The sequence below is a fragment of the Oceanirhabdus seepicola genome, from assembly GCF_023684385.1.
Lineage (GTDB): Bacteria > Bacillota > Clostridia > Clostridiales > Clostridiaceae > Oceanirhabdus > Oceanirhabdus seepicola.
In genome coordinates this window covers 449610-471761 of record NZ_JAGSOJ010000001.1, presented here as the reverse complement: position 1 = coordinate 471761, position 22152 = coordinate 449610, and the positions used below count along the sequence as shown (strand labels likewise).

Annotated in this window: 22 protein-coding genes and 1 other annotated feature; of the genes, 21 read left to right on the top strand and 1 reads right to left on the bottom strand. The window is 31.8% G+C overall.

Annotated elements, in window-relative coordinates; genetic code table 11:
- The first annotated feature begins 25 nt into the window (after positions 1-25).
- From KDK92_RS02110 to KDK92_RS02060, 11 genes are all read left to right on the top strand, one after another.
- Positions 26-1216, top strand: a complete 1191-nt coding sequence (locus KDK92_RS02110; RefSeq protein ID WP_250857383.1) for a hypothetical protein — start codon at positions 26-28, stop codon at positions 1214-1216.
- Entirely contained in the window at positions 1217-1987 is a 771-nt protein-coding gene (locus KDK92_RS02105; RefSeq protein ID WP_250857382.1) for an APH(3') family aminoglycoside O-phosphotransferase, read from the top strand. It begins immediately after the preceding gene.
- A 96-nt stretch (positions 1988-2083) separates the two neighbouring features.
- On the top strand, positions 2084-2614 hold the full coding sequence (locus tag KDK92_RS02100; RefSeq protein WP_250857381.1) for a GNAT family N-acetyltransferase: 531 nt from the start codon (positions 2084-2086) through the stop codon (positions 2612-2614).
- Between the two features lie 20 nt (positions 2615-2634).
- Positions 2635-3423, top strand: coding sequence for a polysaccharide deacetylase family protein (locus tag KDK92_RS02095; RefSeq protein WP_250857380.1), 789 nt, complete (start codon positions 2635-2637; stop codon positions 3421-3423).
- Between the two features lie 29 nt (positions 3424-3452).
- Positions 3453-4232 (top strand): class I SAM-dependent methyltransferase, encoded by a 780-nt coding sequence (locus KDK92_RS02090; RefSeq protein WP_250857379.1) that lies wholly within the window; start codon positions 3453-3455, stop codon positions 4230-4232.
- Between the two features lie 86 nt (positions 4233-4318).
- The gene (locus tag KDK92_RS02085) at positions 4319-5584 is read left to right on the top strand and encodes a M28 family peptidase (protein WP_250857378.1); all 1266 of its coding nucleotides are present in this window, start codon (positions 4319-4321) and stop codon (positions 5582-5584) included.
- A gap of 118 nt (positions 5585-5702) precedes the next feature.
- Positions 5703-5920: a binding site (T-box leader), on the top strand.
- 252 nt (positions 5921-6172) lie between these two features.
- A complete protein-coding gene (gene aspS / locus KDK92_RS02080) occupies positions 6173-7462 on the top strand; it encodes an aspartate--tRNA(Asn) ligase (RefSeq protein ID WP_250857377.1) in 1290 nt (429 codons plus the stop codon).
- 191 nt (positions 7463-7653) lie between these two features.
- Positions 7654-9345 (top strand): methyl-accepting chemotaxis protein, encoded by a 1692-nt coding sequence (locus KDK92_RS02075; RefSeq protein ID WP_250857376.1) that lies wholly within the window; start codon positions 7654-7656, stop codon positions 9343-9345.
- A 179-nt stretch (positions 9346-9524) separates the two neighbouring features.
- Positions 9525-10313, top strand: a complete 789-nt coding sequence (locus tag KDK92_RS02070; RefSeq protein ID WP_250857375.1) for a leucine-rich repeat domain-containing protein — start codon at positions 9525-9527, stop codon at positions 10311-10313.
- A 292-nt stretch (positions 10314-10605) separates the two neighbouring features.
- On the top strand, positions 10606-11061 hold the full coding sequence (locus tag KDK92_RS02065; protein ID WP_250857374.1) for a YqaA family protein: 456 nt from the start codon (positions 10606-10608) through the stop codon (positions 11059-11061).
- Positions 11062-11181: 120 nt separating this feature from the next.
- Positions 11182-11415, top strand: a complete 234-nt coding sequence (locus KDK92_RS02060; RefSeq protein WP_250857373.1) for a DUF1292 domain-containing protein — start codon at positions 11182-11184, stop codon at positions 11413-11415.
- Between the two features lie 114 nt (positions 11416-11529).
- Here the strand turns inward: KDK92_RS02060 and KDK92_RS02055 are convergent, their stop codons facing one another.
- Complete coding sequence (locus KDK92_RS02055; RefSeq protein ID WP_250857372.1) at positions 11530-12771, bottom strand: MFS transporter; 1242 nt, start codon at positions 12769-12771, stop codon at positions 11530-11532.
- A gap of 469 nt (positions 12772-13240) precedes the next feature.
- On the opposite strand from KDK92_RS02055, the gene KDK92_RS02050 reads away from it, so the two are divergent.
- From KDK92_RS02050 to KDK92_RS02005, 10 genes are all read left to right on the top strand, one after another.
- Complete coding sequence (locus tag KDK92_RS02050; RefSeq protein ID WP_250857371.1) at positions 13241-13807, top strand: glycerol-3-phosphate responsive antiterminator; 567 nt, start codon at positions 13241-13243, stop codon at positions 13805-13807.
- A gap of 55 nt (positions 13808-13862) precedes the next feature.
- Positions 13863-14216 (top strand): Lin0368 family putative glycerol transporter subunit, encoded by a 354-nt coding sequence (locus KDK92_RS02045; RefSeq protein WP_250857370.1) that lies wholly within the window; start codon positions 13863-13865, stop codon positions 14214-14216.
- 17 nt (positions 14217-14233) lie between these two features.
- Positions 14234-14569 (top strand): Lin0368 family putative glycerol transporter subunit, encoded by a 336-nt coding sequence (locus KDK92_RS02040; RefSeq protein ID WP_250857369.1) that lies wholly within the window; start codon positions 14234-14236, stop codon positions 14567-14569.
- Between the two features lie 59 nt (positions 14570-14628).
- On the top strand, positions 14629-16128 hold the full coding sequence (gene glpK / locus KDK92_RS02035; RefSeq protein WP_250857368.1) for a glycerol kinase GlpK: 1500 nt from the start codon (positions 14629-14631) through the stop codon (positions 16126-16128).
- Between the two features lie 123 nt (positions 16129-16251).
- A complete protein-coding gene (locus tag KDK92_RS02030) occupies positions 16252-16923 on the top strand; it encodes a glycerol-3-phosphate responsive antiterminator (RefSeq protein ID WP_250857367.1) in 672 nt (223 codons plus the stop codon).
- A gap of 45 nt (positions 16924-16968) precedes the next feature.
- Complete coding sequence (locus KDK92_RS02025) at positions 16969-17322, top strand: Lin0368 family putative glycerol transporter subunit (protein ID WP_250857366.1); 354 nt, start codon at positions 16969-16971, stop codon at positions 17320-17322.
- 18 nt (positions 17323-17340) lie between these two features.
- Positions 17341-17676, top strand: coding sequence for a Lin0368 family putative glycerol transporter subunit (locus KDK92_RS02020; protein ID WP_250857365.1), 336 nt, complete (start codon positions 17341-17343; stop codon positions 17674-17676).
- Positions 17677-17734: 58 nt separating this feature from the next.
- On the top strand, positions 17735-19234 hold the full coding sequence (gene glpK / locus KDK92_RS02015; protein ID WP_250857364.1) for a glycerol kinase GlpK: 1500 nt from the start codon (positions 17735-17737) through the stop codon (positions 19232-19234).
- A gap of 157 nt (positions 19235-19391) precedes the next feature.
- Positions 19392-20879, top strand: a complete 1488-nt coding sequence (locus KDK92_RS02010; RefSeq protein ID WP_250857363.1) for an NAD(P)/FAD-dependent oxidoreductase — start codon at positions 19392-19394, stop codon at positions 20877-20879.
- Between the two features lie 13 nt (positions 20880-20892).
- Positions 20893-22152 carry an NAD(P)/FAD-dependent oxidoreductase gene (locus KDK92_RS02005; RefSeq protein WP_250857362.1) on the top strand — a complete coding sequence of 420 codons (1260 nt, stop codon included), beginning with the start codon at positions 20893-20895 and terminating at the stop codon, positions 22150-22152.

The window sequence follows — 22152 nt, the reverse complement described above, 5'->3', positions numbered from 1 at the left end:
TTTATAATGAAAAGAGGATGATAACATGAAAAAGCTTAACTTTTTTATATTTGGAGAACCCGGTGATTACGATAAATTTAATCCAAGGTATGTTTATGAAAATAATAGAATTGATGAATTAATATATTTTATTGCTGAGGGAGAACCATTTTCCCAAGGAGTAGAAGAGTTAGACGAAAATTTATCTATAGATAGTGAAGATTTGTTAGTGCTGATTTCAGATCTTAAGCGAATAGGTGCTATAAAAGTAAATGAACAAGAACGTTATGCTATTAATTTCACATTGTTTTTAACTAATGATATTGATAATATTCAAGATTTTATAAATTATGCTGGAGAGAAAATCGGAAATAAAATTATAAGTTTAGAAGAAAAATTCAATAATATTCTTAGGGAAAAAGAAATATCTCTCAATCAGGTATCAGTGAAGAGGAAGTTTTATCATGCTATATGTGATTATACATTTGATGGAGTTGCATTAGAGTATTTTAGTAAAAAAGGGCTTTTTAAAATAAGTAAAGTTAATGAAGGAAATAGAGATTTCATTCTTTATGCGTATGAAGATCACAAGTTATTAAATAAATTTAGTAATAAATTATTATGCAGCAGCAATAATGTGTGGATAGATGGATATAGATTTAATAGTTTTGGTGACTGTGATGGGAATAGAAATGATGTATTTAGATATTTTAGAAGAGTAGATAGAGCAATTAATAACATTGAAAATGTTGAACAATTAAATAAGGCATATACTAAATGGATAGGTAAAAGAAATAATGAATTAGCTAAAGAGTTAGGTGATTATATGATTCATTTGGCTACGGGGAATATTAAAGGGAATGAGAGAAAGCATGAAGAATTATTAAGTTTTTCAATGGGACTTGGGTATGTGAATTCAGATAATAATGAAAAAATAACTATAAACGTACCAATATTTACTGAGAATCATGAAGAAGTTTTTAATAAGATTGCAGAATTCATATGTTCTGAAATATATGAAACACTTAAAGATATTCTTAATGAGATGAGCTATAGGCTTGGAAATATAACAGCTGTGAGACATGGTGTAGATAAGAATGAAATAGCTTTAGAATTATGGCATCTTATATTTGGAGCTATTAACGAATACTTAGTGGAAAAGGGATTTGTGGACAAACCTTATTACAGTGAATTTGAAGGTAGATATCTTCAGTGTATTTATATGAGGGTGAGATAAATGAAAGATAATGAATTTCCAAAGATAATTCAAAAATATATTAAAGATATGACCTGTATTAGGGACACGATTGGATGTTCAGAATCATCAGTATATTGTTTCACAAATCACGATAACGTGTTGTATTTAAAAGTACAAAAGTCAAGTACTGAATTTGAACATGAAAAAAAGATGATACAGTGGCTACAAGAAAGGTTGCCTACCCCTCAAATTGTTACTCAGTTCAAAGAACAAGGATATGATTATCTTCTTATGACAAAGGCCATTGGAGAAATGGCATGTTCGGAGAAATATCTTAACGATCCTGAAAAATTAGTTAGACTTTTAGCAACAGGAATTAAAATGTTACAGGGAGTAGATATTGCAGAGTGTCCATTTGATTCTACCTTAAAAAATAAATTAAATATTGCGAAAAAAAGAGTTGAAAATAATGAAGTAGATATGAGTGATTGGGAAGAAAATACACCATTTAAATCTCCAAAAGAATTATATAATTATTTGGTTGAAAATCAACCTGATGAGGAACTTGTTTTTTCACATGGAGATTATTGTTTGCCTAATGTGTTTTTTGATAATAACAAAGTAACAGGGTTTATTGACCTAGGCGACGCAGGAATAGCTGATAAATGGCAGGATATTGCTTTGTGTATGCGTTCATTAGAACATAATCTTCAAAATAAGAAATATATAGATTTATTCTTCGAGCTCATAGATATAAAACCAAATTATGAGAAGATAAATTATTATATTTTACTTGATGAATTATTTTAACTTTAAAAAAGCACTTGATTCGTTTTATGCCTGATTGGCAGAACACAGTAATTCACCACAAGACTATTGGGGATATATTGATTTGGAGGGATAACAATGATTTATTATAAAGATGATAGTTTATTTATACGTTCAATAATAGAAAGTGATATTGAAGACTTTGTAGCTGGATTTAAAGAGCAAAATTGGCATAAATCATATGAACTATTTAATAATTATTATAATCAGAAGTTGAATAATGAAATAGAAGTTATTGTTGCTGAAATAGAGGGACACGTTGTAGGTTATGTTACATTGTTTCCAAATACAAAAGTTGGACCATTTTCGGATAAGAATATTCCTGAAATTGTTGATTTTAATGTGCTTATTAAATACCAAAGAAGAGGTGTCGGGAGTAAAATCATGGATGTAACAGAAGCTCTAGCAAAAGAAAGCTGTGATTATGTATCTTTGTCTGTAGGGTTACATTCTGGATATGGTACTGCTCAAAGAATGTATGTAAAACGAGGATATGTACCTGATGGTACAGGAGTTTGGTATAAAGGAAAGCAATTAGAACCATACACACAATGTGAAAATAATGATGACTTAACACTGTATTTTCTTAAATATTTAAAGGCGAAATAAAGTTAGGGGGGAGATTTGATATGCTTACGAAAAAAGTTTATTTAACGATCGATGATGCACCTAGCAAGGATTTTAGAGAAAAGGTAGATTATCTATATGAAAGGAACATACCTGCTATTTTCTTTTGTATAGGAGAAAATATTATAAAATATGAAGAAGATGTGATTTATGCTATAAGAAAAGGGTTCATAATAGGAAATCATTCATTTAATCACAAATACTTTTCAAATATGACTTTAGTAGAGTGCAAAGACTCTATAAAAAAGACAGATGATATAATCGAAGAGCTTTATATAAAGAGCAATATTGATAGGCCAATGAAGCTTTTCAGATTTCCTCATTTTGATCAGGGTGGAGATCTAAACTCAGAAGCATATGAGGGAAAATGGTCTAAACCCAAATGTGAATGGTCAGTTTATGAGAAGAATGATAAGAGGTTATCAATACAAGAATTTTTAAGTGAATTAGGTTATATTCAGCCAAAGTTTGAGGGGATTAATATCAAATTCTTCTCTGATAAGACTTTAATGGAGGGTATTGATATACGTTGTACCTTTGATCAGATGGAGTATTTTCTAGATGTGAAAGATGCTCCTTATGGAATGTACAAGGAGGAATCAATACTGCACAGAATAGACGAAGACGTTCCTTATGAAGGCAGGAGCTTAAATTGTTATGAGACAGCTGATATAATATTAATTCATGATCAGGAGAAAACAACTAGGTTGTTTTATGAAATTATTGACAGATATTTGGAAAAGAAATTTGAATTTTTGAAACTAACGACTATAGAAATTATTGGTAAATAGTTAGAGTTTGTGAGGAGGCGGTAGTTAAAATGGATAATATAGTAAGATATTATGACCGATATAATGAAGATATCAGGTTAATAAAAGATAGGGCACATCAAATTGAATTTATTACAACAACTAAGTATTTAGATGAATTTATGAAAAAAGGAATGAACGTCCTAGATCTTGGAGCAGGAACTGGGAGATATTCAATTCATATGGCTTCAAATGGGGTTGATGTTACAGCAGTTGACATTGTACCTAAACATGTTGAGGAGATAAGGAATAAAGCTAATGAAAAAAATGTAGAGTTAAAAGCAGTTGTTGGCAATGGGAAAGACCTAAGAGAATTTGAAGAAAACAGTTTTGATGCTGTGATATGCTTGGGTCCTTTATACCACATAAGTGATAATGAAGGCAGAGCTAGGTGTATTGAAGAATGCTTGAGAGTATTAAAACCCAATGGAGTATTCATGGCGGCCTATATAAATAGATATGCAGTGTTTGCTAATATGATTGGAAGAGATAAAAATAATATAAATGACCAAGGGTTAATTAACATATATAAAACAGGTAGAGAGTTTGGAAATGAGAAAGATGTATTCTACTTTTCTTCATATTCTGAGATAGAAGGAATCATGGATAAGTTAAAGGTTAATAAAGAGAAACATATTACTACAGATGGTATGATGAGCACCTTAGCAACAAAGATTAATGAATTTAAGGATGATGAGTTTGAGAAATGGATGGAGTACCATCTATTAACGTGTGAAGAAAGCAGCTTGGTTGGTTGTGGTTTGCACGGGTTGTATATAGGTAAGCTATAAATCTTTAAGAATATAAAGCTAAGGCAAGTTCAAATATGATATAATTAACTGATTTTGATAAATAATTACATATTGGGGGATTGCATATGAAAAATATTGAAGAAAGACAATTTGAATTATTAAAAGAAATAGGATTCGTAAGAACTAGTGGAACAGAAGAAGAGTTGTTAGCTGCTAATATTCTAAGGGAGAAATTGAATTCGCTAGGAGTGGAAAGTAAGTTAGAACCTTTTAAAGTAAGCTGCTATAATATGAAAAAAGCTAAATTAGAAATTTTAGAGCCGTTCAATAAAGAATATACAGTTACAGGAATGGGTTTCTCAGGTAACACAGAAGAAGAAGGGTTAACTGCCGATTTTGAATATGTAGAGCAAGCTGAACCTATAAATTTAGTGAATGTAAAAGGCAAAATTGTACTTATAAATGGTGGACTAACAATCAAAAAGTATGAAAATATAATTAAGGCTGGAGCAGTTGGATTTATAACTTTTAGTGGAACAGTTTTAGATGATGAAGAGAAAACAGATATTGAAAAAAGAATGCTTAGAGAAAAACATTTAGAGTTTGGAAAAGTTCCTGGGGTTAATGTTAGAGTTAAAGATGCGCTAGAAATGGTTGCGTTAGAGTGTAGTAAAGTACGTATAACTGTTTTACAAGAAGAAGGAGAAGCTGAGTCACATAATCTTATTGCAGATATTAAAGGGACAGATTATCCAGAAGAAGTAGTAGTTATTATGGCACATTACGATAGTGTTCCATTTAGTAAAGGGGTATATGACAATGGAGCAGGTTCAGTTATTATTATGGAACTTTTACGTCATTACTTAGAAAATCCACCTAAGCGTACTATAAGATTTATATGGTTTGGATCAGAAGAACGTGGATTACTTGGAAGTAAGGATTATGTGAAAAGTCATGAATCAGAATTAGAAGCAATTAAATTCGGAATAAATGTTGATGTTGCAGGTGCGATACTTGGAGAGGATAAAGCCTTAGTAACAGGTGATGAAAGCTTATGCAATATGATAGAGTATTTTTCTAAAGAAGTGTGTTTTCCTATAACAGTAAAGCAGAGTATATATTCTAGTGATTGTATTCCTTTTGCAGATAAAGGAATACCAGTAGTCAATTTTGGACGTTTTGGTGCAAATGGTGCAACAAAAATACATAGTCGTTATGATATTTTAGATTATCTTTCACCAAAATATCTTTATAAAACAATGAATTTTGTAAAGGATTTTAGTGAAAAAATCATTAATGCATATGTTTTCCCAGTACCAAGAAAAATGCCAGAGAATATGGTTAAAGATATAGATAAATACTTAAAGAAAAAGGACTGTAAAAACAAATAGATATGATAGACAAACTAGGGGATAGTATAAAAGATTCAAAAGATTTTGAGAAAATGGTTGACAACATATGGACATTACAATATAATGTAATAAATTAATAAATTAATAAATTAATAAATCAATTGTTATGAAGGGAAGAGTAGAAACTACAACCTTACGAGAGAGTGGAGCATGGTGGGAGCCCATAAGAAGTATAGTTTTGAAAGACATCCTGGAACTTGTTATCTGAAACAGTTAGTAGGGTAACGCGGCTAATCACCGTTAGATGATCCAAGAGAACTATTTTATGGAATAGTTAATAAGAATGGTACCGTGGATATTTATCTCACTTCTTAACTGAAGTGAGATTTTTTTATTTTTTAGGAGTGTACTAATTTTATTTGTGAGGCAACCAAAGGTGCTTTAGAATAATTCGATAATCTAGTTAATTAGGGTGGTACCGCGATATAAGTGAACTTAAATCGTCTCTAAATTTATAGAGGCGATTTTTTTATTATAAAAAATATTATAAAAAATGAGTAGTTGGCCACTACTCAAATAAAATTCCGGAATTTGAATCATACAAAATAATTATGGAGAGTGATTTAAATGAATAGAACATTAGTTGAAAACTTAAATGAGAATATAGGAAACCAGGTAAGAATACAAGGATGGCTTCATAGAGTGAGAAAACTGGGAAAAATAGCATTTTTATTTTTAAGAGATAGAAGTGGAGTTGTGCAATGTGTTGTCAATACAAAAGAAATCGATATTAAAGGTGTAAGAGTTGAGAGTGTAATAGAAATCACTGGAGAGGTAACTGAGAGTGGTGCTAAGAATGAAGAGGTGGAAATTCAAGTTAGTAATTTGATGGTGTTAAGTCAAGTGAATCATGAATTACCTATGGAGGTAAATAAAGAAAATATTGAAGCATCATTGGATGTGATGATACACAACAGAGTACTAAGTTTTAGAAATAGAAAGGTTGCAGCAATATTTAAGATACAGGAGTGTATTTCTAAGTCCTTTGCAGAGTTTCTTAGAGGAGAAGGTTTCAAAGAAATATTTACTCCTAAGATTGTAAAAGAAGGTACTGAGGGAGGAACAGAATTATTTGAAGTGAAATATTTCAATGAAAAAGCTTATCTTGCTCAGAGTCCTCAATTTTACAAACAAATGATGGTATCATCAGGGTTTGAAAGGGTGTTTGAGATAGGTCACGTTTATAGGGCTGAGAGTCATGACACTAAAAGACATATTAATGAATTTATAAGCCTTGACCTTGAGATGGGTTTTATACAAGATGAATATGAGATAATGGAGTTAGAAGAGAGATTAATTAGATATCTAATCCATAATATTTGTAAACAATGTAAGGCAGAAGTTGAACTTTTAGATGTTAATGTTCCTATTATAGGAGAAGAAATACCGAAAATGAAATTGAGTGAAGCTATTGAGATTTTAAAAACTCAGTATAATAAAACAAATCTTGAGAGAGACCTTGACCCAGAAGGAGAAAAACTCATAAGTGAATATGTTAAAGAGAAATATGGAAGTGATTTTATATTCTTGACTCATTATCCACAGGAGAAAAGACCAATGTATACTATGCCTGCTCCAAATGGAGAAACAAAGAGTTTTGACCTTATATTCAGAGGATTGGAGATAACAACTGGTGGTCAGAGAATACACTCCTATGAAGTATTAAAAGAGAAAATGATAGAGAAGGGACTAAATCCAGAAAGTTTTGAAGGATATTTAAGTGCATTTAAATATGGAATGCCCCCACATGGAGGCTTGGCAATAGGGCTTGAGAGAATAACAGCATCATTCTTAGGTATTGAGAATGTGAGAGAAGCTACCATGTTTACTAGGGACAAAAACAGATTAATGCCATAATCAGATATTTTAAAAGTCCATGAAAAAAATAAACTTTAGATTTATATCTATAGTTTATTTTTTTACTACTTGACTAAGTAAAATATGAATGCAAAATATGAAAAAAAATTCTTTATTGAAAAAAATTATGAAATAACCCATTTTTTGTAGTATAATATAACCTGCATAATGAAATTGGGGAGGATTATACAATGAAAGGTAAGTTTTTTAGGAGTTTTAAATTTAGATTAATTGCCATATTCTTTATTTTGTTATCTATTCAGGCGGCAGTATTGACAAAGATTATAGCTGATAAGTTTATGGAAGCAGAGCAAGAGGCAGTTAATATATATACAGATATAATTTATAACGGATTTGATGAACAGCATGAGGGTGATTGGAACATTAAAGATGGAATGTTGTATAAAGGAAATAATCCTATGGAGAAGCAAGAGAGGATTAACGAAAAATTAGATTCCTACTTGAAAGATGATATTATGGTTACAATATTTAGAAATGATACAAGGGTTGCCACAAATATAAAAAATAACGGAGAGAGAATCATCGGAACAAAATTATCACAAGAGGTACAAACAATTGTGATAAAAGAAGGCGAAGAATATAAAGATGTTGTAGATGTTGAAGGACACAAGGTAGTAGCTAGATATAAACCAATAAAAAATCCTAAAGGTGAGATTATTGGTGTTTGGTTCGCAGGGTATAAATTTGAAAATATCATAGAGCGAATTGGTATTGTGGAACTTGAAATTATTGGTATATTGATAATTTTTACTGTTTTAATAATGTTGATTATTATGGTTATTATATTCTTATTAACAAAGAAGATAAAAGTACTTTCTAATGAAATCGAGAAGATTGGAGAAGGAAATCTTACTGGAAAGATTGAACAAAAGATGACTAGTGAGTTTGATGGTATTGTAAATGGAGCATCAAGTACCATTCAATCTATGAGAAATATGATAGGAACTCTTAAAGGCTCTTCATCAAAAGTTGAAGAAACTACTAATAATTTGGCAAATATTTCAGGAGAGATGTCAGCAACATCAGAAAATATTACCGCTTCAGTTGAGGAAATAAGCTCTACAATTAATGAACAGAGTAATACTTTGATGACGGTGTGTAAGGAATTCGATAATTTTGGAAATAATCTTAATGGGTTAGCACAGGAAGTGAATAGAGTATATAATGATTTAGATGATACTAAAGAGAAAGCTGATAAAGGAAAGAATGAAATGAACAGTATAGTAAACCTGATTAATCAACTCAAATCTGATTTCGGAGAATTTGGACATAAGATTGATAAACTTGGGGGTAACGTAAATAAGATTACAGAAATTATAACTGTTATAAATGGCATTGCTGAACAAACAAATTTATTAGCATTAAATGCATCTATTGAAGCCGCCAGAGCAGGTGATTCAGGTAGAGGATTTTCAGTGGTAGCTGATGAAATTAGAAAATTAGCAGAACAGAGTAAAGAATCCGCTGAAAAAATTAATGAATTAATAGTTAATATAACAGATGATTCAACAAATATGTTAAAAGAATCTGGAAACATGGAAAATGTATTGAATAGCGGAGTTGAAAATATAACTAATTCAATAAATGCTATGGAACATGTTATAGATGATATGGAAAATATGGTTCCTAAAATTACTAATATTAATAGCGAAGTGAAAAATATAATATGTAAAAAAGAAATGGTAAGTGATAGAGTTCTAGGCGTATCTAGTTCTTCCCAAGAGGTGTCAGCAGCTACTGAAGAAATTGCATCATCTATTCAGGAAATGAATATGGGAAATGAAGAAATAGCTAACATGGCTATAGGGTTAGAAGAACTAGCTAAAAAATTAGTAGATGAAATGGACAAGTTTAAAGTATAAGATTAAATAAGGCGCATGGAGAATTTAAATTATCCATGTGCTTTTATATTTTATGAGAAATTCCTTTGTAACCTGTATGTAACTATTTGTCATAGCTTTGTTACATTAAGTAATGGTATTACAACTATAATGTAGATATAAAGAAAACAAGCTTAATTATTTATAGATGAGGTGATTATATGAAAAAGTTTATTATTGCAACTTTGCTAGTAGCAATTAGTCTTGGATTAACAAAGAGTTTCTTCAATGTTCCTACTTACGTTGTAATTGCGGAGGATGAAGGAATTAGAATTAATATAGATAAGGAAAAACTTCTTGAAGCTAATGGGAAGAAAGAGATAAAATACATAACAGAATTTCAAGATGAAAATATCATACAGAGAATAGAGGAAGTTTTAGGAAAAGATAGAGTAAATATTTCTAATGATGATTTATTAGAGATGACATCATTAGATATAAATAGTTTAGGAATAAAAAATTTGGAAGGAATTCAATGGCTGACTAATTTGAAGATGCTTAATGTAGGATATAATGATATTGAGGATATAACTCCAGTAGGAGCTTTGAAAAAATTAGTTTACTTCTATGGAGAGAATAATAGAATTAAAGATATTGCTCCATTAACACATTGTGAAAAATTAGAATCGATTAATATGAGTAATAATGGTATGAAGAATATATCAGATTTATCTGCACTAAAAAATCTAAAAGGATTATCAATGAAAAATAATAATATAGATAATATTGAATTTATAAAAAATAATTATTCTATAGAGATGGTGAATTTATCAGATAATAAAATAAAAGATTTATCACCAATACAAAATTTAAAAGACTTGAAATGGTTATTCTTAAGTAATAATGATATTGAAGATGTAGGAGTACTTAAAAGTGTTGAACAGTTTGTGGTTTTAGATATTAATGGGAATAATATCAAAAATTTTGCCCCTCTTGAAAAATTAATATAAATGAATTAAATAAGTTGATAGTATGAGCCACGGAATTTCCGTGGCTCATACTATTTAAGGCTAGTTAAATAAATAACAAGTCAGTATACTCTTCTATTTTGCAAAATATACTTCGCATCTTTGACTTGATATATATATTTTCACATGTCTAAAAGGTTATAAATGTAATAAATGGATTATATTAAATAATAATAATTATTGGATTTAAGAAATATTTAATATTTATATTGTATAATTTAATTCATAAAGATAATAATTTAAAAAAATAGGTTAATGAACAGAGGTGAATTATATGATGGATTTTTTATCACATTATGGATTAATAGGAATATTTATTCTTGCCGTAGCTGAAGCGATTTTTCTTCCAGTGCCTGTTGAAACTCTTCTTATCCCTTTTGCAGTGATAAATCCTAAGATGATTGTATTTGCTATAATAGTTAGTACCTTGGGTTCAGTAATAGGAGCGGGAATAGGAAATAAACTAGGTAAATATGGTGAAAAACATATTGTGTCAAGAATTATTAATAAAAAGAAACTAGATGTATCTAAAAAATATTTCGCGAAATTCGGAGTTTGGGCAATTGGTATTGCAGCCTTAACACCACTTCCATATAAGATATTTGCATTAATATCAGGAGTAGTAGGTATAGGAATAGGAAAGGTTTTAACAGTTTCATTCATGGCTAGAGGAACAAGATTTTCAGCTGTATGTTTATGGGCCATGTACTATGGAACAAATATTTCTTAAATGAGCTTTATGATAGTAATAATTTTTATAGAGTAAGAGCAACTTAATATTAGGCGTATGAAAATATTGACTGGTTATTTATTTTAATATGCTTTAAATAATATTAAAGGAGAGTTGTTCATGAAAGATGTTTTTATGATAGTTGAGAATGACTTAGGTAAAAAGGTTGAACTAGAATTAGTTGATAAAATGACTTTGAATGGCAAAAAGTATGTAATATTGTCTGCGCTTAATAGTGATAATGCATTTGCTTATAGAGTTATAGAAAAGAATGGTAGGAAAGATTACAAATCAATAGGATCTGGGGAAGAATTTGCACAAGTACTTAAAGCATATAACTTGAAGCAAGGTTAAAAAACAGCACGCATGAGCGTGCTGTTTTTGTTGATAAAGTACAATATATTGTTTTGTATCTGTTTACCATCTTCAGAGTTTCAGGCTTTTTCAATAGCCTGAGTGCTGATTTTTTTATTTTACTGATCTATTTTCTTCTTCTGGAACTCTAATCAAGAGTATTCCTCCTATTGCAAATAATACAATTAAGCTTAGAACACCATATTTTGAATTACCAGTTAAAGTTGTTAAACCACCTAGTAACAATGGTCCCATTATTGTTGCAAATCTACCGAAAATATTATATATACCAAAGAACTCGCTAGAATTTTCCTTCGGAATAAGTTTTCCAAAGTAAGATCTGCTTAGAGCTTGAATACCACCTTGAGCGAAGGCTACCATCATAGCCATAATCCAGAAATGTAGGGGAGTACTCATGAAGAATGCAAATATACTTATAGAAGTGTATATTCCTATACCTAATAATATTATCTTCTTAGGTGAAAAAATCTTTGCTAGCTTTGCAAAAAGTATTGCACAAGGGAATGCTACAAATTGTGTCATTATAAATATAATCATAAGGGTGTTCTGATCTATTCCTAAATCTAAACCATACGAAGATGATAATTTTATTATGGTAGAAACACCATCTATATAGAAAAAGTATGCTAGTAGAAACATAAAAGCTGGTTTATTTTTCTTTATTGTCTTTAGTATAGAAAGTGTTTTTTTCCATGTATATGAAAATGGATTTTTAACAGGTTCAATATAATGATTTTGTTTTACATTTTTTAATATAGGGATTGAGAATATTAGCCACCAAATGGCTGTAAGTATAAATGAAAGTTTAGTAGCAATGGTAAGACTAATTCCAAGTGAAGTACGGAAGTAAATAATTAAATAAGAAATTATAAATAATAGTACACCCCCGATGTATCCCCATGCAAAGCCATGTGTTGAAACCTTGTCCATTTTCTTTGTTGGTGTTATATCAGTTAAAAACGAATCATAGAAAACATTTGCTCCAGCATAACCAATAATAGAAAGAACAAAAATAAATAAGCTAAAGAAAATTTTCCCTTGGGAAACGAAGGATAGACTAAGTGTGAAAAATAAGCCTATAGCTAGGAAGAAGGAAAAGAATTTCTTTTTATTACCTTTAAAGTCAGCAATCATACCTAGAAAAGGTGCTAGTATAGCTATGATAAGCGCTGCAAAAGAATTTGCATATGAAAGATAAGCAGTTGATTCATAACCAGCTAAATCTTTAGCTATGTAAGTTTTGAAGAATACTGGAAATATTAATGTTAGTATTGTCATGGTATATGCAGAGCAAGCCCAATCGTAAATAATCCAACTTCTTTCTTGTTTAGACATTAAATCACTCCTAATAATTTGATAATAAATATAGGGATATGAAAATAAATAACAAGTTAAACATGCAACAAAATACTAGCATGCTGACTAGTATTTAATTGAATATGCCTGAATTTAATTAAAGTATATCATACGACAGAGTACCGTATATAGATTTATTAATACTCCCCATTATGAATGAAAGATTATAAAATTATTTTTTTAATTTTCAGAAAATTTAAAAAATAAAAGTCGGTTTATTGACGTGTAAAAAAAAGTAACATTATAATATATAATACATTATAAAAGTATTAATATTCCAGTGAAAATATTACAAAATAATACAAATAATTTAAGGGTTTACACTTTGTTAAAAAAATATTTATTATTGTATAATGTTTTTTTTGATGATAAGATAGAATAAATTACTTGAATATTTTGTATATTTTGGATAAGAATAAATATAAATTTTGAAAATGAGGATGATACAATGGGTGATAACTTATATACTAGACTTCAGGAAAATCCTATAATCGCAGCAATAAAAAGCGAAGAAAAGTTAGAAAGAGCTTTGATTTCTCCTTGTGAAGTAATATTTCTACTTCATGGTAATATATTTACTTTAAAAGATGAAATATATAAAATCAAAGAAAAAGGGAAACTGGTTTATGTACATGCTGATCTATTAGAAGGTTCATCGAAAGATACAGTTGCACTTCAGCATATAGCTGACAACATTAAACCAGATGGAATTATTAGTACAAAGACAAATCTATTAAAACGTGCCAAAGATATAGGCATGTTTACAATTCAAAGAGTATTTTTGTTAGATTCATTATCATTGGTTACAGGAACGAAATCTATAAAATCAATAAATGCAAATGCAGTTGAAATACTTCCAGGTATAATGCCTTCAATAACTGAAAAAATGGTGAAAAAAACAGGTAAATCAGTTATTACAGGAGGATTGGTCAGTGAAAAATCACATGTGATTAATAGTATAAATGCTGGTGCGGTAGGCATATCCACTAGCGAAGAAAAAATATGGTATCTTTAAAACTATCTAAAAGTTACTATTTTAAAACAGATAAGCAAGAAAGGGGAGTATGTATATGAAACATGTTGGGACTATTTTAGGAACAGCAATCGCAGGTATGTTTGTAATGAGCATATGGGGGGAATTTGCAGGTACTTATGGAATCGGCGGAGGCTGGTTCGCAGGCTTTATTATTATCGGTACTATGTGGTTCTTGAATCACTATGTAGGAATTATCAACAATGATGGGGCATTTGTTGACATGGCAGCAGGTATTGGTGTTGCAGGTACAGCGAGAGATGTATTCATGCATGGTGGAGACGCATTAACATCATCACTTCCAACACTAGGTATAGTTATTCTTGGAGGAATCTGTGGTGGTATAACAGCAGTATTATTAGAAAAACAATTAGCTAAGAAAAATTCATAGGATGGGGAGGGATAGATATGACTTTTCAAGCTGGAATTGCTACTTTTGCAGGAGCGTTTATATTTCCGTTTTTAATCAGATTATGTTGGGGTAAAATGGTAGAATCATGGGGAGCTATCGGTGGATGGGTGGCTGCAGGATTCATAGTTGGAACAATGTGGACATTTAATCACGGTGTTGGGGCTATAACTCAATCAGGTGGTGCATGGATAGACATGGCATGGGCTGCTGGTGTTGGATTATTTGCAGCAAGTATATTTAGTGGAGATGATTTTGGTAAAGGTATTGTTAATTATATATTTGCAATTATAGGCGGTATTTTAGGTGGATTTATATTATCTTGTTTCTTATAGAAAAGAAAATAAAGGAATTTTAAAGACATTACAAATCATATTCAGGAGGGATTACTAAAATGGAGAAAAAATATATTTTAGCGTTAGACCAAGGAACAACTAGTTCAAGAGCAATATTATTTGATCATGATGGTAATATTGTAAAGGTATCACAAAAAGAGTTTACTCAAATTTATCCAAAAGCTGGATGGGTAGAACATGATGCTATGGAAATATGGGGAACTCAAAGTGGTGTAGCAAGAGAAGTATTAGAGACCGCAGGGGTAAGACCACAAGAAATAGCTGGTATTGGTATAACAAATCAAAGAGAAACAACAGTAGTATGGGATAAAAATACTGGAAAACCTGTTTACAATGCAATTGTTTGGCAATCACGTCAAACTGCTGGAATATGTGATGAATTAAAAGCTAGAAATCTTGAAGATTATGTGCGCGAAAATACTGGTCTTGTAATTGATGCATATTTTTCTGGTACAAAGATTAAATGGATTTTAGATAATGTTGATGGAGCGAGAGAAAAAGCTGAAAATGGTGAATTATTATTTGGAACTATGGATACTTGGTTAATATGGAATTTAACAAGAGGAAAAGCACACGTTACTGATTATTCTAATGCATCAAGAACTATGTTATATAACATAAAAGATCTTAAATGGGATGAAAAAATGTTAAAAGAATTAAATATTCCATCTTCTATGTTACCAGAAGTTAGACCTTCAAGTGATGTATATGGATACACTGATCCAGAAACTTTTGGTGGAGCTAACATTCCAATAGCAGGAGCAGCAGGAGACCAGCAAGCTGCATTATTTGGCCAAGCTTGTTTCAAACCTGGCATGGCTAAGAATACTTATGGAACTGGTTGTTTCATGTTAATGAATACTGGAGAAGAAAGAATTCCATCTAAAAATGGCCTTTTAACAACAATAGCTTGGGGTGTAGACGGTAAAGTTGAATACGCATTAGAGGGAAGTATTTTTGTTGCTGGTGCATCAGTTCAATGGTTAAGAGACGAAATGAAGCTTATCAATGATGCTGCTGATAGTGAATATTTTGCAAGTAAAGTTAAAGATTCAAATGGTGTATATGTTGTACCAGCATTTGTAGGACTTGGAGCACCTTATTGGGATATGTATGCTAGAGGAACAATCATGGGGTTAACTCGTGGAGCTAATAGAAATCATATTGTTAGAGCTACTCTTGAGTCTATAGCATACCAAACTAGAGACGTACTAGAAGCTATGCAAGAGGATTCAGGAATCAACTTACAAGTATTAAAAGTTGATGGTGGAGCAGTTGCAAATAATTTCTTGATGCAATTCCAATCTGATATCCTTGGAGTACCTGTTAATAGACCTGTTGTTACTGAGACTACTGCGCTTGGTGCTGCGTATTTAGCAGGATTGGCTGTAGGATTCTGGAACAGTAAAGAGGAGATAGGTAGCAATTGGATGATAGATAGAGAATTCGAGAATGATATGGACGTTGAAAAGAAAGAAAAACTCTATGCTGGATGGAAGAAAGCTGTTAGTAGAGCTAGAGAGTGGGAAGAAGAATAAGAAATAATACTTTGAAAATGTAGAAGTTTATGGTAAAATGTAATTAAATAAATAATATGTGAGAGATGGAGAGTCGCAAAAAAACCAATGGAACGATTGGTTGGTTTTTAGCGGCTTTTTTTAGTGGTAAAAACTTTTAAGAATTGTGGAAAGAAAGAGAAATATGATGTGAATAAGTTAGAATATTTTGAAAATTCCAACTATAAAAATAATAATGAGGATGATACAATGGGTGATAACTTATATACTAGACTTCAGGAAAATCCTATAATCGCAGCAATAAAAAGCGAAGAAAAATTAAAAAGAGCTCTGGTATCTCCATGTGAAGTAATATTTCTGCTACATGGGAATATATTTAATTTAGAGGAAGAAGTGTTCAGAATTAAAGACAAAGGAAAGCTTGTATATGTACATGCAGATCTTTTAGAAGGTTCATCAAAAGATGCTATAGCATTACAATACTTAGCTGATAACATAAAACCTGATGGTATTATTAGTACTAAAACAAATTTATTGAAACATGCCAAGGCGTTAGGTATGTTTACAATCCAAAGAGTATTTTTGTTAGATTCATTATCATTGGTTACAGGAACGAAATCTATAAAATCAATAAATGCTAATGCAGTTGAAATACTTCCAGGTATAATGCCTTCAATAACTGAAAAAATGGTGAAAAAAACTGGGAAATCAGTTATTACTGGAGGATTGGTTGGGGAAAAATCACATGTGATTAATAGTATAAATGCTGGTGCGGTAGGCATATCCACTAGCGAAGAAAAAATATGGTATCTTTAATTTATTTAAAATACAAAAATATAATCATGAAAGGGGAGTAACGTAATGAAACATGTTGGGACTATTTTAGGAACAGCAATTGCAGGTATGTTTGTAATGAGCATCTGGGGGGAATTTGCAGGTACTTATGGAATCGGCGGAGGTTGGTTTGCAGGATTTATTATTATAGGTACTATGTGGTTCTTGAATCACTATGTAGGAATTATCAACAATGATGGGGCTTTTGTTGATATGGCAGCAGGTATTGGTGTTGCAGGTACAGCAAGAGATGTATTCATGCATGGTGGAGACGCATTAACATCATCACTTCCAACACTAGGTATAGTTCTTCTTGGAGGAATCTGTGGTGGTATTACAGCAGTATTATTAGAAAAACATTTAGCTAAGAAAAATTCATAGGAATAGGGAGGGATAGGTATGACTTTTCAAGCAGGTATTGCTACTTTCGCAGGAGCGTTTATATTTCCGTTTTTAATCAGATTATGTTGGGGTAAAATGGTAGAATCATGGGGAGCTATCGGTGGATGGGTGGCTGCAGGATTCATAGTTGGAACAATGTGGACATTTAATCACGGTGTTGGGGCTATAACTCAATCAGGTGGTGCATGGATAGACATGGCATGGGCTGCTGGTATTGGATTATTTGCAGCAAGTATATTTAGTGGAGATGATTTTGGTAAAGGTATTGTTAATTATATATTTGCAATTATAGGCGGTATTTTAGGTGGATTTATATTATCTTGTTTCTTATAGGATAAAGCTTTAGAGGAATTTTAAAGTCATTACTAAACATAACCAGGGGGCGTATTAAATGGAGAAAAGATATATTTTAGCATTAGACCAAGGAACAACTAGTTCAAGAGCAATATTATTCGATCATGATGGTAATATTGTAAAGGTATCACAAAAAGAGTTTACTCAAATTTATCCAAAAGCTGGATGGGTAGAACATGATGCTATGGAAATATGGGGAACTCAAAGTGGTGTGGCAAGAGAAGTGTTAGAGACAGCAGGGGTAAGACCACAAGAAATAGCTGGTATTGGTATAACAAATCAAAGAGAAACAACAGTAGTATGGGATAAAAATACTGGAAAACCTGTTTACAATGCAATTGTTTGGCAATCACGTCAAACTGCTGGAATATGTGATGAATTAAAAGCTAGAAATCTTGAAGATTATGTGCGTGAAAATACTGGGCTTGTAATTGATGCGTACTTCTCTGGTACAAAGATTAAATGGATTTTAGATAATGTTGATGGAGCGAGAGAAAAAGCTGAAAATGGTGAATTATTATTTGGAACTATGGATACTTGGTTAATATGGAATTTAACAAGAGGAAAAGCTCACGTTACAGATTATTCTAATGCATCAAGAACTATGTTATATAACATAAAAGATCTTAAATGGGATGAAAAAATGTTAAAAGAATTAAATATTCCATCTTCTATGTTACCAGAAGTTAGACCTTCAAGTGATGTATATGGATACACTGATCCAGAAACTTTTGGTGGAGCTAACATCCCAATAGCAGGAGCTGCAGGAGACCAGCAAGCTGCATTATTTGGCCAAGCTTGTTTCAAACCTGGTATGGCTAAGAATACTTATGGAACTGGTTGTTTCATGTTAATGAATACTGGAGAAGAAAGAATTCCATCTAAAAATGGTCTTTTAACAACAATAGCTTGGGGTGTAGACGGTAAAGTTGAATACGCATTAGAGGGAAGTATTTTTGTTGCTGGTGCATCAGTTCAATGGTTAAGAGACGAAATGAAGCTTATCAATGATGCTGCTGATAGTGAATATTTTGCAAGTAAAGTTAAAGATTCAAATGGTGTGTATGTTGTACCTGCATTTGTAGGACTTGGAGCACCTTATTGGGACATGTATGCTAGAGGAACAATTATGGGGTTAACTCGTGGAGCTAATAGAAATCATATAGTTAGAGCTACTCTTGAGTCTATTGCATATCAAACTAGAGACGTACTAGAAGCTATGCAAGAGGATTCAGGAATTAACTTACAAGTGTTAAAAGTTGATGGTGGAGCAGTTGCAAACAATTTCTTAATGCAGTTCCAATCAGATATCCTAGGAGTACCTGTTAATAGACCTGTTGTTACTGAAACTACTGCACTTGGTGCTGCGTATTTAGCAGGATTGGCTGTGGGATTCTGGAACAGTAAAGATGAAATAGGTAATAATTGGATGATAGATAGAGAATTCAAGAATGATATGGATGTTGAAAGTAAAGAAAAGCTTTATGCAGGTTGGAAGAAAGCTGTTAGTAGAGCTCAAGAGTGGGAAGAAGAGTAAAAAAACGTCTGTAAAATCTTACAAACTTGTGCTATACTTAAATTAAGTAAATAATATGTGAGATACTGAGAGTCGCAAAAAAACCAATGGAATGATTGGTTGGATTTTTGCGGCTTTTTTTATTAGCAAAAACTTTTAAGAAAGGCTGGGGAGATAAATGAGTTATGATGTAGCTGTAATAGGTGCTGGTGTTATCGGTTCATTTGTGGCAAGAGAATTATCAAGATATGATTTATCAATTGCTCTTATTGAGAAAGATAGTGATGTGGCAAATGGTACTTCAAAGGCAAATAGTGCTATAGTTCATGCGGGGTACGATGCAGAAGAGGGAACTCAAAAGGCAAAGTTCAACGCAAAGGGAAATCAAATGTACGATAGAGTGTGTAAGGAACTTGATGTACCATTTAAAAGAATTGGTTCATTGGTTATTGCTACTAATGAAGAAGAGATGGAGCATGTTAAGATGCTTTATAATAGGGGTATTAAAAATGATATCGAAGGCTTAAAAGTATTAAATCAGCAAGAGGTTAGAGCATTAGAGCCTAATATTGATGAACAGGTAGTTGGAGCTCTTCATGCTGCCACTTGTGGGATTGTAGGACCTTTTGAGTTAACTATTGCATTAGCAGAGAATGCGGTGGATAACGGAGCAGAGCTTATGTTGAATTCTGAGGTTATAAATTTAACAAGAGAAGATGGTGTTTTTAATATTCTTTTATCTAATGGAAAGAGAATTGAAGCTAAATATGTTATTAATGCAGCAGGTGTATATGCAGATAAAATAAATAACTTGATAAGTAATGATAAAATCGAGATTATTCCTAGAAGAGGAGAATACTTTGTTTTTGATAAAGAAACTGGAGGTCTTGTGAATAGTGTTATATTCCAATGCCCAACAGAGATTGGAAAGGGAGTTTTAGTTACACCAACAGTTCATGGGAATATGCTTGTAGGACCTAATGCTGAGAATATTCAGGATAAAGAAGGAATAGATACCACGCCAGAAGGTATCAGTTTTTTAAGAGAAAAATCAACAAAGACTACTAAAAAGATTCCATTTAATAAGGTGATTACTTCTTTTGCAGGACTTCGCGCAGTTGCTACATCAGGTGATTTTATAATTAGAGAGAGTAGCGATGTTGAAGGATTTATAAATGTTGCGGGAATTCAATCACCAGGGTTATCATCTGCTCCTGCTATTGCAGAGCATATTGTGGATATGATTAAAAAGAAAGTGCTTAACTTAAAAGAAAGAGAAACATTTGTTAATAGAAGAGAACAGATAAGATTCATGGAACTGAACGATACTGAAAAGCAAGAAGTTATAAACAAAGATAAAAGATATGGGAATATTATTTGTCGTTGTGAATGGATATCTGAAGGAGAAATAGTTGATGCTATTCACAGAAATGCAGGAGCTAGAACTGTAGACGGAGTGAAGAGAAGGGTTAGACCAGGAATGGGAAGATGTCAAGGTGGTTTTTGTGGACCTAGAGTACTTGAAATTTTAGCAAGAGAACTTAATGTATCACCACAGGAAATATTAAAGAGTAATGAAGGTTCTAATATTTTAAGTGGTGAATCTAAAGACAACAATTTGTATGGCAAAGCTTATGAACAAGTTGCTGCTAATACAGAAGAGTAGGGGGGGAATTGCTATGAAATTTGATATTGTTGTAATTGGTGGAGGCCCAGCCGGGCTAGCGGCAGCAGTAGAAGCAAAAAAGAATGGTATAGATAATATTCTTATAATTGAAAGAGATAGAGAACTTGGTGGAATACTACAACAATGTATTCATAATGGATTTGGATTGCATTTTTTTGGTGAGGAATTAACTGGGCCACAATATGCTGAAAAATTTATAGATAAAGTTAAAGAAGAAAAGATTGAGTACATGCTTAATACTATGGTTATAGATATTAATGAGAAGAAAGTAATACGAGCTGTAAGTGCAAATAAGGGATTCATGACAATTGAAGCAAAGGCAATTATATTAGCTATGGGTTGTAGAGAGAGGACTAGAGGAGCAATCAATATCCCGGGATATAGACCTTCAGGAGTTTATACTGCTGGTAGTGCTCAGAGATTTATCAATATGGAAGGATATCTTCCAGGAAAAGAAGTAGTAATTTTAGGATCTGGAGATATTGGACTTATTATGGCAAGAAGACTTACACTTGAAGGATGTAAGGTGAAAGCTGTGGTTGAGTTGATGCCATTCTCAGGGGGATTAACTAGAAATATTGTTCAATGTCTTGAGGATTATAATATTCCTCTTTTAATGGAACATACTGTGACAAAGGTAGAAGGTAAGGATAGAGTTGAAGGTATAACGGTTATGAAGGTTGATGAGAGAAGAAGACCAATTGAAGGAACTGAGATACATTATGATTGTGATACATTACTTCTATCTGTGGGACTTATACCTGAAAATGAAGTTTCAGAAAGCGCAGGTGTTGACATGCATAACATCACTGGTGGACCTAAAGTGAACGAAGCTATGGAGACAAATATCTCCGGAGTGTTTGCATGTGGTAATGTTCTTCATGTTCATGATCTTGTTGATTACGTTACAGAGGAGAGTATGATCGCTGGAGAGAATGCTGCAAGATTTGTAAAAGGTGATTTACTGGAACAATCAGAGAGTGTGAATTGTCAAACTGATAAAGGGATTAGATATATCATTCCTAATAAATTAAGAGTGGAAAATATAAAGGATAATGTAAATCTTCTTATGAGGGTAGACAATGTATACAAAAATGTTTTCATGAAGATTGAGATTGATGGAAAAGAGTATAAGAAGATAAGAAAGAGACATGTTGCCCCAGGAGAAATGGAGCGAGTACAGATATCAGGAGATGATATTAGAAAGCTTGAAGCAAAAGAAATAAAAATTTCACTTTGTCAGGAGGGGTAA